Origin of the sequence: Lysinibacter cavernae, from assembly GCF_011758565.1 — a bacterium.
Classification (GTDB): Bacteria; Actinomycetota; Actinomycetes; order Actinomycetales; family Microbacteriaceae; genus Lysinibacter; species Lysinibacter cavernae.
Genome location: NZ_JAAMOX010000001.1, coordinates 1,655,283 through 1,670,869, shown reverse-complemented (window position 1 = coordinate 1,670,869; position 15,587 = coordinate 1,655,283). Strand labels below are relative to the sequence as shown.

The 15,587-nt window shown below is 61.8% G+C and carries 14 protein-coding genes; 11 read left to right on the top strand and 3 right to left on the bottom strand.

Features of this window, described 5'->3' with window-relative positions; genetic code table 11:
• Positions 1-36 precede the first annotated feature (36 nt).
• From FHX76_RS07445 to FHX76_RS07435, 3 genes are read left to right on the top strand one after another with little or no spacing between them, the layout of a single operon-like run.
• On the top strand, positions 37-762 hold the full coding sequence (locus FHX76_RS07445; protein ID WP_341777889.1) for a Type 1 glutamine amidotransferase-like domain-containing protein: 726 nt from the start codon (positions 37-39) through the stop codon (positions 760-762).
• Positions 763-768: 6 nt separating this feature from the next.
• On the top strand, positions 769-1,485 hold the full coding sequence (locus tag FHX76_RS07440; RefSeq protein WP_167149403.1) for a uracil-DNA glycosylase: 717 nt from the start codon (positions 769-771) through the stop codon (positions 1,483-1,485).
• Between the two features lie 17 nt (positions 1,486-1,502).
• Positions 1,503-2,099, top strand: a complete 597-nt coding sequence (locus FHX76_RS07435; RefSeq protein WP_167149401.1) for a GNAT family N-acetyltransferase — start codon at positions 1,503-1,505, stop codon at positions 2,097-2,099.
• 116 nt (positions 2,100-2,215) lie between these two features.
• Here FHX76_RS07435 and FHX76_RS07430 read toward each other — a convergent pair whose 3' ends face one another.
• The gene (locus FHX76_RS07430) at positions 2,216-2,956 is read right to left on the bottom strand and encodes a hypothetical protein (RefSeq protein ID WP_167149399.1); all 741 of its coding nucleotides are present in this window, start codon (positions 2,954-2,956) and stop codon (positions 2,216-2,218) included.
• Entirely contained in the window at positions 2,953-3,954 is a 1,002-nt protein-coding gene (locus FHX76_RS07425) for an ATP-binding cassette domain-containing protein (RefSeq protein ID WP_167149397.1), read from the bottom strand. The genes FHX76_RS07430 and FHX76_RS07425 overlap by 4 nt, the downstream gene beginning before the upstream one ends.
• A gap of 297 nt (positions 3,955-4,251) precedes the next feature.
• Here FHX76_RS07425 and FHX76_RS07420 point away from each other — a divergent pair, with 297 nt between their 5' ends.
• The 6 genes from FHX76_RS07420 to dxr all read left to right on the top strand — a co-directional run bounded on the left by FHX76_RS07420 (position 4,252) and on the right by dxr (position 10,930).
• Positions 4,252-4,905, top strand: a complete 654-nt coding sequence (locus FHX76_RS07420; protein WP_167149394.1) for a GntR family transcriptional regulator — start codon at positions 4,252-4,254, stop codon at positions 4,903-4,905.
• 93 nt (positions 4,906-4,998) lie between these two features.
• Positions 4,999-6,537 (top strand): MmgE/PrpD family protein, encoded by a 1,539-nt coding sequence (locus FHX76_RS07415; protein WP_167149392.1) that lies wholly within the window; start codon positions 4,999-5,001, stop codon positions 6,535-6,537.
• Positions 6,537-7,436 carry a methylisocitrate lyase gene (prpB, locus tag FHX76_RS07410; protein ID WP_167149390.1) on the top strand — a complete coding sequence of 300 codons (900 nt, stop codon included), beginning with the start codon at positions 6,537-6,539 and terminating at the stop codon, positions 7,434-7,436. Before FHX76_RS07415 ends, prpB begins: the two co-directional genes overlap by 1 nt.
• Before the next feature lie 104 nt (positions 7,437-7,540).
• Positions 7,541-8,656, top strand: coding sequence for a bifunctional 2-methylcitrate synthase/citrate synthase (locus tag FHX76_RS07405; protein ID WP_167149388.1), 1,116 nt, complete (start codon positions 7,541-7,543; stop codon positions 8,654-8,656).
• Positions 8,657-8,772: 116 nt separating this feature from the next.
• A complete protein-coding gene (locus FHX76_RS16695; RefSeq protein WP_167149386.1) occupies positions 8,773-9,747 on the top strand; it encodes an FKBP-type peptidyl-prolyl cis-trans isomerase in 975 nt (324 codons plus the stop codon).
• Between the two features lie 103 nt (positions 9,748-9,850).
• Positions 9,851-10,930 (top strand): 1-deoxy-D-xylulose-5-phosphate reductoisomerase, encoded by a 1,080-nt coding sequence (dxr, locus tag FHX76_RS07395; RefSeq protein WP_167149384.1) that lies wholly within the window; start codon positions 9,851-9,853, stop codon positions 10,928-10,930.
• 84 nt (positions 10,931-11,014) lie between these two features.
• On the opposite strand, the gene FHX76_RS07390 is transcribed toward dxr, so the two are convergent.
• A complete protein-coding gene (locus tag FHX76_RS07390) occupies positions 11,015-12,217 on the bottom strand; it encodes an NAD(P)-dependent malic enzyme (protein ID WP_167149382.1) in 1,203 nt (400 codons plus the stop codon).
• Positions 12,218-12,690: 473 nt separating this feature from the next.
• Between FHX76_RS07390 and FHX76_RS07385 the strand changes: the two genes are divergently transcribed.
• Together FHX76_RS07385 and ispG are read left to right on the top strand one after the other, a co-directional pair.
• Positions 12,691-14,229, top strand: a complete 1,539-nt coding sequence (locus FHX76_RS07385) for a M50 family metallopeptidase (protein WP_386762781.1) — start codon at positions 12,691-12,693, stop codon at positions 14,227-14,229.
• A 180-nt stretch (positions 14,230-14,409) separates the two neighbouring features.
• Positions 14,410-15,564: a flavodoxin-dependent (E)-4-hydroxy-3-methylbut-2-enyl-diphosphate synthase gene (ispG, locus tag FHX76_RS07380; protein ID WP_167149378.1), complete on the top strand. Its 1,155-nt coding sequence runs from the start codon at positions 14,410-14,412 to the stop codon at positions 15,562-15,564.
• Positions 15,565-15,587: the final 23 nt, after the last annotated feature.

Below are 15,587 nucleotides of genomic sequence, written 5' to 3'. Positions count from 1 at the left end.
GGTGAGCGACGCGATCCGCTCTAGTAGTCTGAGGTCGTGAGCATTTTTCTAGTAGGCAGCGGAGAACCTGGCGGACTTACCCAGGTTTGGAACGAGTTTGCGGCAGAGGCCGGTCAGATTGCAAGCCTGTCAGACCGTGCAGGGGCCCCAACGGTGGCGGTTGTTATCGTGCACGAGGGCGACGGAGACGCGCGGGCGAATAACGTCGAATCGGTGCTCTCCCAGGTAGACGGCGTCTCGGTTACCGTTCGCACGCTGCTGGCAGAAGACGGGCAATCGCTTCGCGCCGAAGACTTCATGGATGTTGACGGAATTGTTGTCGCCGGAGGGCTCACCCCCGTTTACCGCACGGTGCTCTCGCAGGCGGCCGAGACCATCCGCGAGCTCGTTGGTGGGGGAGTCCCGTACCTCGGATTCTCAGCTGGCGCCGCAATCGCAGCCGAGCGCGCGCTCATCGGCGGCTGGCAGATCGGCGGCGTGCAGGTTGCACCAGAGCCGGCAAGCGAGGGCCTCGACGAAGTCACCATCGCCGATGGGCTTGGCCTCATCGATCTCAGTATTGAAGTACACGCCGCGCAGTGGGGCACACTGACCCGCCTGATTGCCGCGGCAGAGGCCGGGCTGGTCGAAGCTGGCATCGGCCTCGACGAAGAAACCGCCCTTATCGTTGGCCAGGGTCCGCTTCGCGTTGTTGGAGCCGGCAGCGTATGGCGCGTCCAGACGGCAGACAGTCGCGTGATCGTTTCGAGCATGGGCGCCTGACCCGCCGTGCCGCACGGGTTCACACTGGATGAGCTGGTTCGCTCCGGCCGCATCGCCCCGGATTGGGGTGTCGCCCTTGCCCCCGTTGCCGCCCAGATTGCTGAGGTTGGCACGTTTCTCGATGGCGAACTCGCCGACGGGCGCGAGGTTCTTCCAGCGCGCGACAACATCTTCAGGGCGTTTGCGTCGCCGTTGGCTGGCGTTCGAGTGCTCATCGTTGGACAAGACCCGTACCCAACGCCTGGGCATCCGATCGGCCTGTCGTTTGCGGTCGACCGAGACGTCCGTCCGCTTCCGCGAAGCCTCAACAACATTTACAAGGAACTCGCGAGCGACCTCGGGATAGCCCCAGCCTCCCACGGCGACCTCACGGAGTGGAGCGACGCGGGCGTCATGCTGCTGAACAGGGTCCTGACCGTGCGGGCTGGTGAGGCCGCGTCGCATCGTGGAAAAGGGTGGGAAGCCATTACCGAGCACGCCATTCGTGCGCTCGCCTCGCGCGGTGAGCCGCTCGTCGCGATCCTGTGGGGCAAGGATGCGGGCAACCTTGCGCCGCTGCTTGGCGACGTTCCGAGCATCCTCAGCGCGCATCCCTCTCCGCTGTCGGCCTCGCGAGGATTCTTCGGATCGCGGCCGTTTAGCCGAGCAAACACCGCTCTTGAGGCTCAGGGAGCCGATCCGCTTGACTGGCAGCTCACCGACGAAACATGTTCGTTATTTTAGGGGTTTAGAATCTTCCCATGCTCGAAGAGGAATACCAGAAGCGCCGCGTGCTGCCGCGCCACCTGAGGCAAACGCCCGAACCAGAAGGCGAGTTCTCGTTTGAGCTCCGCGACGCGGTCGAAGCCGACCTTCCGTATGTGCGCGAGATCTACAACTACTACGTCACCAACAGCACCGTGACGTTTGATGAAGAGCCGATGTCGCTCGCCGCGTGGAAATCCAAGTTTGCGCATCTCCAGAAGCTCGGCATGCCGTTCATCGTGGCCACGGCACCAAACGGGCAGCTGCACGGCTACGCGCTCGTGCAGCCGTGGAAAGACAAGTCTGCGTACCGGTTTACGGTCGAGAACTCCGTGTACCTCGCTCCCGCAGCGACAGGCAAAGGCCTCGGTCGTGTGCTCATGGTTGAGCTCATCGAGCGGTCGAGGGATGCTGGGCTCAAGCAGATGATCGCCGTGATCGCCGACCGTGGCGCCGAGTCTTCGCTGCGCATCCACTCGACCCTCGGATTCGAGGAAACCGGCCGCATGGGTAAGGTCGGCTACAAGTTTGAGCGCTGGCTTGGCATTATCACGATGCAGCTGAGCCTCAAGAAGTGGACTCGCCCGAGCTAGCGGGGCACCCCACCCCTGTTCGGCGCGTCGAGTGCCCGCAAATCGTTGTTCCCTCGCAGTTTTGGCGCGATTTGGGGGCACTCGACGTTGGATGTGGGTGGGGCGGGGCTAGCAGGCTATTTCGAGAATCGGGGCTTGCGAAGCGGGGTCCCGCGCAGAATCGAGTCGAAGGCGATACCCGCCGCAGCGATCAAGACCACGACCGCGCCAGCGCCGATGCCGGCCCACAGGCCAGAGCCTGAGCTGGCGGATGCCGTCGGGTCCCACAACAGCGCCACAATAACTGGCGCGAATGACAGAATGATCCCGACTGCGGCCTTCCAATTGCGCCGCCAGCGGTAGCTGCACGCTGAAAGCAAGAGCCCGCTCATCCCTCCGGCGGCAAACAGGATAAACGCGCGTGCCGCGACGAGGAGCAGGTCGCCGGGCTCTGCCAGCCCAACAACGGGAGTGAGCACAAACCGTCCTGCGCCCGTGACGGCATACGTCACCTGCTCGGCCGCGAGGAGCAGCACAAACACGGCTGTGTTCGCCACCGCAAGGATAAGCATTGCGAGCACGCTAGAGCGGGCAACGACCCGCCTGGTTGCTCCCGCGATGACGAGTGATGTTGTGAGCGAAAAGACGAGTACGGCCGAGACGATGAGCGGGAACCAGGCCGCCGCGTTGCGGGCGAGATACAGCACAGACTCATGAGCGAGTTCGGAGTCGCCCGTGCCGATGACCGAACGAAGTACGACCGCGCCGATGAGGGCGCACAGCATCCAGAATCCAACGACGAGCCGGATGCCCGACGCGAGCATCCTGGCAAGGGAAACTCGAGTTGGGCTCACGAGTGGGCGAGCTGTTGCGCTCATTCGTTTGTCTCCTTGGCTGCAGCAGCGTCTGCTCCGCGCGTTGGCTCTGTGGTTGTTGGGTCTGCGCCGCGTGCTGGCGTGCCAGGGCCGGATGGCGGCAGCTGAACCCTGCGGTCGGCGAGGTAGGTGACGAGTTCTTCAAGGGGGAGTGGTTGACGTTCGAGGTTGAGCTGGCTTGCGCGCATCCCCGTCTCGAGATCGATCTCGCCAAGAATGTGCACCTCTGCCGATTCGCCAACGATGGTCTTGGAGAGCACGCGCGACTGCGCAAAACGGTTTTCGATTTCGGCGACGGCCAGCCTCGGCCCGCGAATCGACGTTCCGATGGTTCGGATGCGCGCCGTTTCCTCGCTCAGCAACACCCGATTATTGCGGAGGAGGGTGACGCTCGTGAGCATCCGCTCCGACTCGTCAATTGAGCTGCCCGCGAGGATGAATGTGCGGGGGGTGCCAACCGTGTCGCGCAGCAGCTCGTCGTAGAACTGTTTGCGAACCGGCGTGGTCATCGTTTCGACCACGTCGTCAAACATGGTGAGCGGCGCGCGGCTTGCCAGCCCGAGCAGGGCGGCCGCGAGTCGTCGTTTTGCGAGGGGGATCCGCATCATTTTCTGCGAGGGGTCGATCTCAAAATCGTTGAGCAGCTGGTACGCGTAGTGCTGGTCGAAGCCTTGTCGAAGGCTCGTGTGGAGCCGAACGTTGGTGCTCAGTCGCTGATCGAGCAGCAGGTCACCCTGCTTTCGTACGAGGTAGGTGCGTGGGGTGAGCCTGGCGTTTTCGAAGGGCGCTTCGCCATCCACCGTGACGCCGCCGGTTGTGGGAAGGCGGTGGCCGGCAATGAGAGACAGCAGCGAGCTTTTTCCCGTGTTTGCTGCCCCGATGAGCCCGTGGATGCCGTTGGCCTCGAACCGCACGGTTGCCTCGGCTAGGCCGATGGTTGCGGAGTGGCTGCGCCCGTAGGTGATGCCAAGGTTGGTCGCGCTCACGGCGAATCCGGTCATGGAATGGCTCTTTCGCGCGGCTGTTGGCTGGCCGCAGGCTTGTAGTTGGTGTCCGGCCGAGTTTATCAGCGGCCGGAGCGGCTGGGCGTTTGGCTGAGGATGCGCGGATGCCGAGGGGCACCGCGGGATCACTGCCAAACCGCGGTGGAGGCCGAGCTGAGAGGGCATTGAAGCATCGTCTGTGTATACATTTTATGCATTCTTGATGAACTAATTGCCGTTTACTGCTTGATATGGCAGGCTGTGTATACATAAACCGATGCTGGGAGCGTTCCTCCCCGCCCTCACGGAGGACCAATGCGAGCGAGCGATAAGGCATATGCGCTGCTTCGTGACGAAATCGTCACGTGGTCGCTTGCTCCCGGCACCGTGCTTGCCGAGGTTGAGCAGGCCTCAAAGCTTGGCGTATCCAGAACCCCGCTCCGCGAAGCTCTGTCTCGGCTGGTCGCCGATGGGCTTGTAGCCCCCCAAGAGGGCAGAGGACTCATTGTTACCGAGGTATCGGTTGACGGCATTACCGAACTGTTCGAACTGCGCCAGGCGCTTGAGCAGCAGGCGGCGCGGGCGGCGGCCATTCGCAGAGACCCAGCCGTCTTTGCGAACCTGCGCGACGAGTTTCTCACGGTGCCAGAGCTGTTGCGCACCGACGACGAATCGAGGCATGCCTATTTTGATCTCGTGCGCCGGCTCGACGAGGCGCTCGACACCGCGGCTGCAAACCCCTACCTCGTGCAGGCAATTGGCAACGTCCGCACGCACCTCGTCCGTTTGCGCCGCCTCGCGGCCGATAATACTCAGCGCCTGCTCGACGCCGCATTTGAGCACCGGATGATCGTGGAAGCGGTCTACGAGGGCGACCCCGAACTCGCGGCGAGCGCCACCCACCTGCACCTGCGAAATAGCCTCCGCAACACCCTCGCCCTTGTGGGCCCCAAACTCAACACCCAATAACCTGCATCTATTTGCGACTTTCTGCGCCGAAACGAGTAAAAATCAGCAGAAACTCACAAATAGATGCAGGTCAGACCACGAAAGGAACCCCTGATGGTTCAGCTTCACCCCGTACGCGTTCACCGCAGCGATGAGAACCTGCCCCGCGAAGAACAGCTGGCGTGGAAGATCGCGCAGGTTGCAACCGACCCAGTAGAGGTCACCGCAGACGTCACCGACATGGTCATCAACAGGGTGATCGACAACGCAGCCGTTGCAGCGGCATCCCTCACCCGCAAGCCCGTCACCTCGGCACGCGCGCAGTCGCTCAGCCACCCGGCGAGCACCGGCGGCAGCGGCTCAACGGTCTTTGGCGAGGATGCCGAAGTTCGGGTTTCGCCGGAGTGGGCGGCCTGGGCCAATGGGGTCGCCGTGCGCGAGCTTGATTACCACGACACGTTCCTCTCTGCCGACTATTCGCACCCCGGCGACAACATTCCGCCCATTACCGCGGTTGCCCAGCACCTCGCCGCAGGACGCAATCTCACCGGCCGCGATCTCGTTCGCGGCATTGCGACGGGCTACGAGATCCAGGTTGATCTGGTGAAAGCGATCTGCCTACACGAGCACAAGATCGACCACGTTGCCCACCTTGGGCCGAGCGCCGCGGCCGGCATCGGAACCCTGCTTGGCCTGGATGCCCCCACCATCTACCAGGCCGTCGGCCAGGCCCTGCACACGACCACCGCGACCCGCCAGTCGCGCAAGGGCGAGATCAGTAGCTGGAAGGCGCACGCGCCAGCCTTCGCCGGCAAGATGGCTGTTGAAGCGGTTGACCGAGCCATGCGCGGCGAGACCAGCCCAACCCCTATCTATGAGGGCGAGGATGGCGTCATTGCTTGGATGCTCAGCGGCCCGGACGCCCGCTACGAGGTTCCCCTGCCAACACAGGGCGAGGCCAAGCGCGCCATCCTCGACACGTACACGAAGGAGCATTCGGCCGAGTACCAGGCACAGGCCTGGATCGACCTCGCGCGCAAGCTGCACAACGAGCATCCAGAGCTTGGCGACTGGTCGGCAGTGGAGCGCGTGATCATCCGCACGAGCCACCACACGCACTACGTGATCGGCTCCGGCGCCAACGACCCGCAGAAGTACGACCCCACTGCGTCCCGCGAGACCCTCGACCACTCGATTCCGTACATCTTTGCGGTCGCGCTGCAAGACGGCAGCTGGCATCACGAGGCATCATACGCCCCGGAGCGCGCCGGCCGCCCCGACACGGTCAGCCTGTGGAACAAGATTGTGACGGAAGAGGATGCCGAATGGACGCGCCGCTACCATTCCCTCGACCCTGCCGAGAAGGCCTTTGGCGGCTCGGTTGAAATAGTGCTGGCCGACGGAACCGTCATCCGCGATGAGATTGCCGTTGCCGATGCGCATCCCCTCGGGGCACGGCCCTTCGCCCGCGAGCAGTACGTGGCCAAGTTCCGCACGCTTGCCGAGAACGTGCTTGAGCAGTCAGAGATCGAGCGTTTCCTCGACGTCGCTCAGCGCCTGCCAGAGCTGACCGGTGCCGAACTTGCTGGCCTCACAATCGTTGGTAAGCCCGGGCTGCTCGCCTCGGTCAACACCCCGAAGGGACTCTTCTAATGCTGTACGCCTCACTGACCGCCGCCGAAAAGCGGGCGAATTTTCGGGCCGAGCTCGCGACGGGCAAACTCTTGCGGATTCCCGGGGCCTTCAACCCGCTGAGCGCCAGGCTCATCGAGCGAAAGGGCTTTGACGGGGTGTATATCTCCGGCGCGGTTCTTTCTGCCGATCTTGGGCTGCCCGACATCGGCCTCACGACCCTCACCGAGGTCGCAGGCCGCAGCCAGCAGATCGCGCGCATGACCAACCTGCCAGCGCTTGTTGACGCCGACACCGGGTTCGGCGAGCCAATGAACGTGGCTCGTACCGTGCAGACGCTCGAGGATGCCGGGGTCGCCGGCCTGCACATCGAAGACCAGGTTAACCCCAAGCGCTGCGGGCACCTTGACGGTAAACAGGTGGTTGACGAGGATACGGTGGTCAAGCGCATCCGCGCGGCAGTTGATGGTCGAAGAGACCCGAATCTCCTCATCATGGCGCGCACCGATATTCGGGCGATTGACGGGCTGCAGGCATCCATCGACCGGGCGAAGGCGCTCGTGGATGCGGGGGCCGACGCGATCTTCCCCGAGGCCATGCGCGACCTGAGCGAGTTTGAGGCGGTGCGTGCCGCGATTGACGTGCCGGTGCTCGCCAACATGACCGAGTTTGGCAAGAGCGAGCTGTTTACGACGCAGCAACTCACCGACGTTGGAGTGAACATCGTCATCTATCCGGTGTCGCTGTTGCGCCTGGCGATGGGGGCGGCCGAGCGCGGGCTCGACACGATCACCGAGCACGGCAGTCTGACTCCGATGCTCGGCGAGATGCAACACCGTGCTGACCTCTACGAGCTGCTCGACTACAGTTCGTATAACGCCTTCGACGACAACATCTTCAACTTTCAAGTAACGAAGTAACCCCGTCGCTCGTGGGGTGCGTTTCTCCTCGTGGGGTGCATAATTTTGCACCCCACGAGCCATAATGCACCCGCGAGGCGGCTGGCACACGCAAAGGAGCGATCATGAACGATGAAGTACAGATCCACAAAGGCCTCGCGGGGGTAGTTGTTGACTACACCGCGATCTCGAAGGTCAACCCGGAGAGCAACTCCCTGCTCTATCGCGGGTATCCCGTGCAGGAGCTTGCCGCAAAATGCTCCTTTGAGGAGGTTGCTTGGCTGCTTTGGAACGGTGAGTTGCCAACCGCATCCGAACTGCTCACCTTCACGCGGACCGAGCGTTCCCAGCGGGCCCTCGACCCCGTCGTCAAGCAAGCTATCGACCTGTTGCCGCTCACCGCGCATCCGATGGATGTTGTACGCACCGCGGTGAGCACGGTTGGTGCGCGCGATGCCGCGGCAGACGACGCCTCATGGGAAGCCAACCTCGCCAAGGCGGCTTCGCTCTTTGCCCAGCTGCCGGCCATGATCGCGTACGATCAGCGCCGGCGAAGGGGGCAAGACCTTGTGCCGCCGCGCGACGACCTTGACTATTCCGAGAATTTCCTCTGGATGACCTTTGGCGAGCTGCCGTCTGCGGCGGCCATCGAGGTGTTCAAGGTATCGATGGTGCTCTACGCCGAGCACTCCTTCAACGCCTCAACGTTTACCGCTCGCGTCATTACCTCGACAACAGCCGACCTCTACTCGGCGGTGACGGGCGCGATTGGCGCGCTCAAGGGCGCGCTGCATGGCGGAGCCAACGAAGCGGTCATGCACACCTTCGACGAAATCGGTACGGCGGATAAGGCGGAGCAGTGGCTTGACGACGCCCTCGCGTCAAAACGAAAGATTATGGGTTTTGGCCACCGCGTGTATAAGCATGGTGATTCTCGCGTGCCGACGATGAAGGCCGCTCTCGACGTGCTCATCGCCGAGTCAGGACGAACCGATCTTGGCGAACTCTACGACGCGCTTGAGTCGGCGATGACCGAGCGGAAAGGCATCCTGCCGAACCTGGATTACCCGTCGGGTCCGGCCTATCACCTGCTGGGGTTCGACACGAATATCTTCACGCCGCTGTTCGTGGCGAGCCGGATTACCGGTTGGACAGCGCACATTATGGAGCAGCAGGCGAGCAACTCGCTTATCCGCCCGCTTTCTGCCTATAACGGGGTGGACGAGCGGCACCTGTCGTAGCGTCTCCACCGCCAGCGGATTGATTGCAATTTCATAATCTCTGTTCAGGTTGCTGCCAGTGCGGTGCGCCATGATGGAAGGGCACCCAACCTGCCAACTCATTTGAATCGAGAATTGTGAAGCTTCGAGCTCTCCCTGCGCTCATCGGCGCTGTTGCCCTGACCGTGTCCCTTGCCGGATGTTCGTCAACGAATATTGACTCGCTCGCCAAAGAGGCAAAATGCGAGCCGACTCCTGCCGGCAAGATTAGTGATGCCGCAAAGGTCACGGGCGACTTTGGCAAGACCGTCACGCTCAAGGTCGACAAGGCCAGCAAGATCACCGAATCGCAGCGGACAATCAACACGCTTGGCGACGGCAAGATGCTCGTTGACGGCAATCACGTGAGTGCAAATGTCACGATGTTTTCGCCAGAGGGCGAATCTGGCGGAGAGCCAACCCCAATTTCGCTTACGCTTGCCAAAGACTCAAACTTCGAGGCGCTCCTCGACGCGGCAACTTGCGCCCCCGTTGGCAGCCGGGTGACCGTGGCCTTCCCCGCGAAGCAGTACTTCGGAGAGGGCGGTGCGGCTCAGCAGGGTCTGAACGATGATGACGCGCTGTTCTTGGTTGTCGACCTGATGGATGCCGGCCAGTCGCTCAAGAAGGCCGATATCAAAGACAATTTCCCAACCGTCAAGGAAAACAAAGACGGCGTTCCGATCGTGACTTTGCCAAAGGGCGATCCCTCTGACGAGCTCGAAATTCGCACGATTGAAAAGGGCGACGGCGATGTGGTCGGCGAAGGCGACACCGTCAAGGTTAACTACCAGGGCTCGATCTGGCGCGACGGATTCATCTTCGACGACAGCTGGAAGCGAGGCTCGCCCGCCGAGTTCGCGACCACGGGCGTTGTTGAAGGATTTGGCAAGGCGCTTGTCGGCCAGAAGGTTGGCTCCCGCGTGGTCGTCGTCATTCCGCCTAAATACGGTTACGTCGCGAGCGACACAAACCCCGATGGCGGAAACGCAGGCGCGGGCATCCTGCCAGACGACACGATGGTCTTTGTGATCGACATCGAGGGCGTTACCCCGGCAGCAGCCGCCCAGTAACGTTCCCCGCTCGTGGGGTGCAGTTCTCCTCGTGGGGCGCAAAAATATGCACCCCACGAGCGTGAACGCACCCCACGAGCGTTTGTTAGGGGATGATGGAGGCATGCGTCGAATCATCATCCTTGGGTCCACCGGTTCTATCGGTCGCCAAGCCCTCGAAGTCATTGCGGCAAACCCGGACCGGTTTGAGGTTGTTGGCCTGTCGGCCGGCAGCAATCGAGAGGCGATGGATGCCCAAGCAGAAGCGTTTGGCATCGAGTTCACGGCCCTCGGCGCCGAAGAATCGCAGCAACTGGTCCGCGACGTCGAGGCGGATGTTGTACTCAACGCCATTACCGGCTCGGTTGGTCTCGGGCCGACGCTCGCGGCGCTTGAGACCGGAGCGACGCTCGCACTTGCGAATAAGGAATCGCTTATTGTTGGGGGAGACCTCGTCACGAAGCTCGCAAAACCCGGGCAACTTGTTCCGGTCGATTCTGAGCACTCTGCCATCGCGCAGGCCCTGCGTTCTGGTGAGCACCACGAGGTGCGCAGGCTTGTCCTTACCGCGTCGGGCGGACCGTTCCGTGGGCGAAGCCGCGAATCGCTTGCTTCGGTGACTCCGCAGGAGGCGCTCGCGCATCCAACGTGGGATATGGGCAGGGTCATTACGACCAACTCGTCCACCCTCGTCAATAAGGGTCTCGAAGTGATCGAAGCCCACCTGCTGTTTGGCGTTTCATACGACCGGATTGATGTGGTCGTTCATCCGCAGTCGTACGTGCACTCGATGGTCGAGTTCGTCGATGGGTCGACCATCGCGCAGGCTTCGCCGCCGAGCATGAAGATCCCGATCGCTCTTGGTCTCGACTGGCCTCATCGGGTTGGTGGCGTTGGGGCCCCGATCGATTGGACCGTCGCCTCTGAGTGGACGTTTGAGCCGGTAGACAATGAGGCGTTCCCCGCGCTCTTGCTGGCTAAACAGGTAGGCATGGCGGGCGGAACGTACCCTGCCGTTTATAACGCTGCCAACGAGCAGGCTGTTGACGCGTTCCACGACGGCCGCATCGGCTATCTTGACATCCTTGACATCGTTGAGCGGGTCGTTGACCAGCACGAGGCGCCGTCAGATGGTCTCACCCTTGAATCCCTTGCCGAAGCCGAGCGCTGGGCACGGGCACGCGCCGATTCCCTGACCCTGTAAACCTGCATCTATTTGCGACTTTCTGCTGCAAAACTCACGAATGAGAGCAGATTCTCGCAAATAGATGCAGGTTAGGGAGGGCGGTTAGCCGTTGTCGCGCTGCGACTTCTCGACCGCAGCAGCGACTGCCTCTGCAACGCGCGGGTCGAGGGGGCTCGGAACAATGTAGTCGGCGCGCACGTCGTCGCCAACCAGGTCGGCGATTGCCTGCGCCGCAGCGAGTTTCATGTCTTCGGTGATTTTTGTGGCACCGGAGTCGAGCGCGCCGCGGAAGATTCCGGGGAAGGCAAGCACATTGTTAATCTGGTTTGGGTAGTCACTTCGGCCGGTCGCGTAGACAGCCGCATAGCGCGCTGCGAGCTCTGGCGATACTTCTGGGTTGGGGTTCGAGAGGCCAAAGACAATAGGGCCCTCTTCCATCAGGGCAAGGGATGCCTCGCTGATGGTCGTCGACGAGACCCCGATGACGGCGTGTGCCCCAGTGAGTGCTTCGTCGATGCCGCCGGTGAGGCCGCGGGGGTTTGTGCGGGTGGAGAGTGCTTGCTTTTCGGGGGTGAGGTCGGTGCGATCGGTTGAAACGATGCCCCGCGAGTCAACAAGCACAACATCCTTGACCCCGCAGTTGAGCAGGATTTTGGCGATGGCAACGCCGGCCGCACCAACGCCGAGGATGACGATGCGGTTGTCTTCGAGCTTGCGGCCAGTGATGCGGGTGGCGTTCTTGAGCGCTGCGAGACTCACAACGGCGGTTCCGTGCTGGTCGTCGTGCATGACAGGGCAGTCAAGTTCTTCGATGAGGCGTCGTTCGAGTTCGAAGCAGTCCGGCGCCGCAAAGTCTTCGAGGTTGACGGCCCCAAAGCTCGGGCGAAGCATGACAAGCATCTTCACGATCTCGTCGATGCTCTTGCTTTCGGTCACAAGGGGGATGGAGTTGAGACCAGAGAACTCGGTGAAGAGCGCCGATTTTCCCTCCATGACCGGAAGCGAGGCGCGTGCCCCAATGTCGCCAAGCCCAAGCACGGCGGTGCCGTTACTGACCACAACAACGAGCCGTTCTGCCCAGGTGTATTCGCGCGTGTCCTCTGGGGTGTCGGCGATGGCCTGGCTGACCTTTGCAACTCCTGGCGTGTAGGCGATCGAGAGGTTGCGCTTGCTGTCGAGCGGGATGCGGCTGGTCACGGTGAGCTTGCCGCCGCTGTGGGCTGCAAAGATTTCGCCGTTGCTGATGGGCTCTGTTGTGGGTGCCGCAGGGTTGAGCGTTGTTGTGAGCGTTGTTGCGTTTGTCATGGGATTTCCTCGTTGTCGTTGTGGATGCGTTGGTGTGGCACCGGCTGGGCCTGGCGTCGCCATGCGGGTGGTCCGGAACCGTGCTGGGGAGAGGATGCCGCGCAACGGCCCGGCAGGTCCCGGCTGTGCGCGTATCCCGGCGTTCGGACGGCGTGCCCACGTTGGCTGAATGTTGGTGAAAGCGGCGGATGAGCGGAACGGTTGGTTTCGCCCACGCGGTGTGCTTAATCTTTCGAGGCGTTGCCCTGGGTATCGGTGGATTCTGGGGCCGCTCTCGGTGCGTGTAGCCCCAAAACTACCTGGTTCGAATTTGCGCTGTGTTAATAATTGGCCGATTGAGGCGTTAAAAAGATCGATATTTAACAAAAACGCTAAATCGATGACTAGAGGATGCATAGCAACCTCATCGTCTGGCACTGGCGAACTCTCAGGACTCGCCGTCGGCAGCGGGGTACCATAAGCAAGTGGAATCTGTGCTGCTATACATTTTGGGCGTCGTCATCATCGTCGTCGGCCTCGGCGTCTCTATCGGTCTGCACGAGATTGGGCACCTGGTTCCCGCAAAGCTCTTTGGCGTTAAGGTCACGCAGTACATGATCGGCTTTGGTAAGTCGATCTGGAAGAAGCGAAAAGGCGAAACCGAGTACGGCATCAAGATGATCCCGCTCGGTGGATACATTTCGATGATTGGTATGTACCCGCCAACCAAGCCCGGCGAAGAGGCAAGGGAATCCACCACCGGTTTCCTCAACTCGGTCGTCACCGAGGGCACCAAATCCGTGCACCACGGCTCCGAAGATGGCCACAGTGCAGCGATTACGTCGCTGCGCGAAGCGATCGAAGCCGACCCAAAGCTTGCGGAGGCGCTTCGCCCAGAGGGCCTGCACGTCGAAACCCATGACCAAGGCGAGGCAGACATTGTCCTCACCGGCGACGACGCCCCGGCAAAAGCAAACTACATCGCCTCGATGGTTGAGGAGGCCCGACAGGCAAGCGCCGAGACCATCGGTGAGGGCGAGGACAGCCGCGCGTTCTATCGCCTCCCCGTCTGGAAGCGCATCATCATCATGGCCGGCGGCCCCGTCATGAACCTGCTGCTTGCTATTTTGCTCTACGCCATCCTGCTGGTTGGCATCGGGATGCCACAATCGAGCATCACCGTCGGCAGCGTCAGTGAGTGTATCCGCCCGGCAACAAACGCCAGCCAGGCCCCGTGTGGGCCTGACGACGTGGCTGCGCCGGGTGCAGCGGCCGGACTCCTTCCTGGCGACACCTTTGTGAGCATCAACGGCAAGCCCATCAGCGAATGGGACCAGATCCGCGACACGATCAGCGACTCGCCCGGTACGGCGCTCGACGTTGTTGTGCTTCGTGACGGTACAGAAGAATCCTTGACCATGACGCCGGTGCTCAACGAGCGCGCGGTCGCCAACGATGACGGTACGATCGCAACCGACGCCAACGGCAACACGATCACGGAAGAAGTCGGCATGGTTGGGATGTCGCCAACCAGCGAACTCGTGCGGCAGCCGGTCACTGCGGTCTTGCCCCAGGTTGGCGACAACATCGGCAAGGTTGTGCACATGATCGTCAACCTGCCGTCTCGGATGGTAGACATTTGGAATGCGGCCTTCGGCTCGGAGGAACGCGACCCCAACGGCCCGATGAGCGTTGTTGGTGTCGGACGCGTGGCAGGCGAAATCGCGAGCCTCGACACGGTTCCCTTTGTGGCTAAGGCCCAGGCACTCATCGGGATGCTCGCCTCGCTCAACGTCATGCTCTTCATCTTCAACCTCATCCCGCTTATGCCGCTTGACGGGGGCCACATCATCGCGGCCGTGTATGAGCGCATCCGACGCACCCTCGCGAAGATCTTCAAGCGCCCGGATCCGGGCCCCGTTGATGCCGCGAAGATGGTGCCTATTACGTTTGGTGTTGTGCTGATCATGGGTGCGATGACCCTGTTGCTGGTGTACGCGGACATCGTGAAGCCCGTCAACCTCTTTGGCTAGCTGAGAGCATTGGGCGAGGCTGACCCGTTTGGCAGTGCTCACCATTCGAGGTCGCAAAAAATGCTTACTTTTCGCGAGAATGCAGCATGTTTTGCAACCTCGATAGCTTTTTGTGGTGGATGAGCCGCCACTCAGGGATCGCGAGGCCAGCACTCAGTTGACCCGGGTAGAGTAGTCGTCGTGGCTGCTGTTAATTTAGGTCTTCCCAAGGTTCCCGAAATCCTCGCACCCCGACGCAAGTCGAGGCAGATCAAGGTCGGGAACGTCCTCGTCGGCGGAAACGCCCCCGTGAGCGTGCAGTCGATGACCACGACTCCAACAACCGACATCAACGCGACGCTCCAGCAAATCGCAGAACTCACGGCTACCGGCTGTGACATCGTGCGTGTTGCGTGCCCGAGCCGAGACGATGCCGAGGCGCTGCCGATCATCGCGAAGAAGAGCCAGATTCCGGTTATCGCCGACATTCACTTCCAGCCGAACTACGTCTACGCGGCGATTGATGCCGGCTGTGCCGCCGTCCGCGTGAACCCCGGCAACATCCGCAAGTTTGATGACCAGGTTGGCGAGATCGCTCGTCGGGCAAAGGCCGCTGGCGTGAGCATCCGAATTGGTGTGAACGCTGGTTCGCTCGATCCCCGCCTCCTACAGAAGTACGGCAAAGCAACCCCAGAGGCGCTTGTGGAGAGCGCCGTATGGGAGGCGAGCCTATTCGAAGAGCACGATTTCCACGACTTCAAGATTTCGGTCAAGCACAACGACCCAATCGTCATGGTCAAGGCCTACCGCCAGCTCGCCGAGCGTGGCGATTGGCCGCTGCACCTCGGCGTTACCGAGGCCGGGCCCGCCTTCCAGGGCACCATCAAGTCGGCAACGGCGTTCGGCATCCTCCTGAGCGAGGGAATTGGCGACACCATCCGCGTATCCCTTTCGGCTCCGCCGGCGGAAGAGATCAAGGTTGGCCTCCAGATTCTGCAGTCGCTTAATCTGCGCGAGCGCAAGCTAGAGATTGTGTCGTGCCCAAGCTGTGGCCGTGCTCAGGTCGACGTGTATAAGCTTGCGAACGACGTTACCGATGGTCTCGAGGGCATGTCGGTTCCGCTTCGTGTTGCGGTCATGGGATGCGTTGTTAACGGTCCAGGTGAAGCCCGTGAGGCCGACCTCGGTGTTGCTTCCGGAAATGGCAAGGGGCAGATCTTTGTGAAGGGTGAGGTCATCAAGACCGTGCCCGAATCAGAGATCGTCGCCACGCTTATCCAGGAGGCCAATCGCCTCGCGGCTGAGATGCCCGCGGATGACACGAGCGTAGGCTCGCCAACCGTTACCGTCAGCTAGCCGCTTAGCTGGGTGACCGTTCG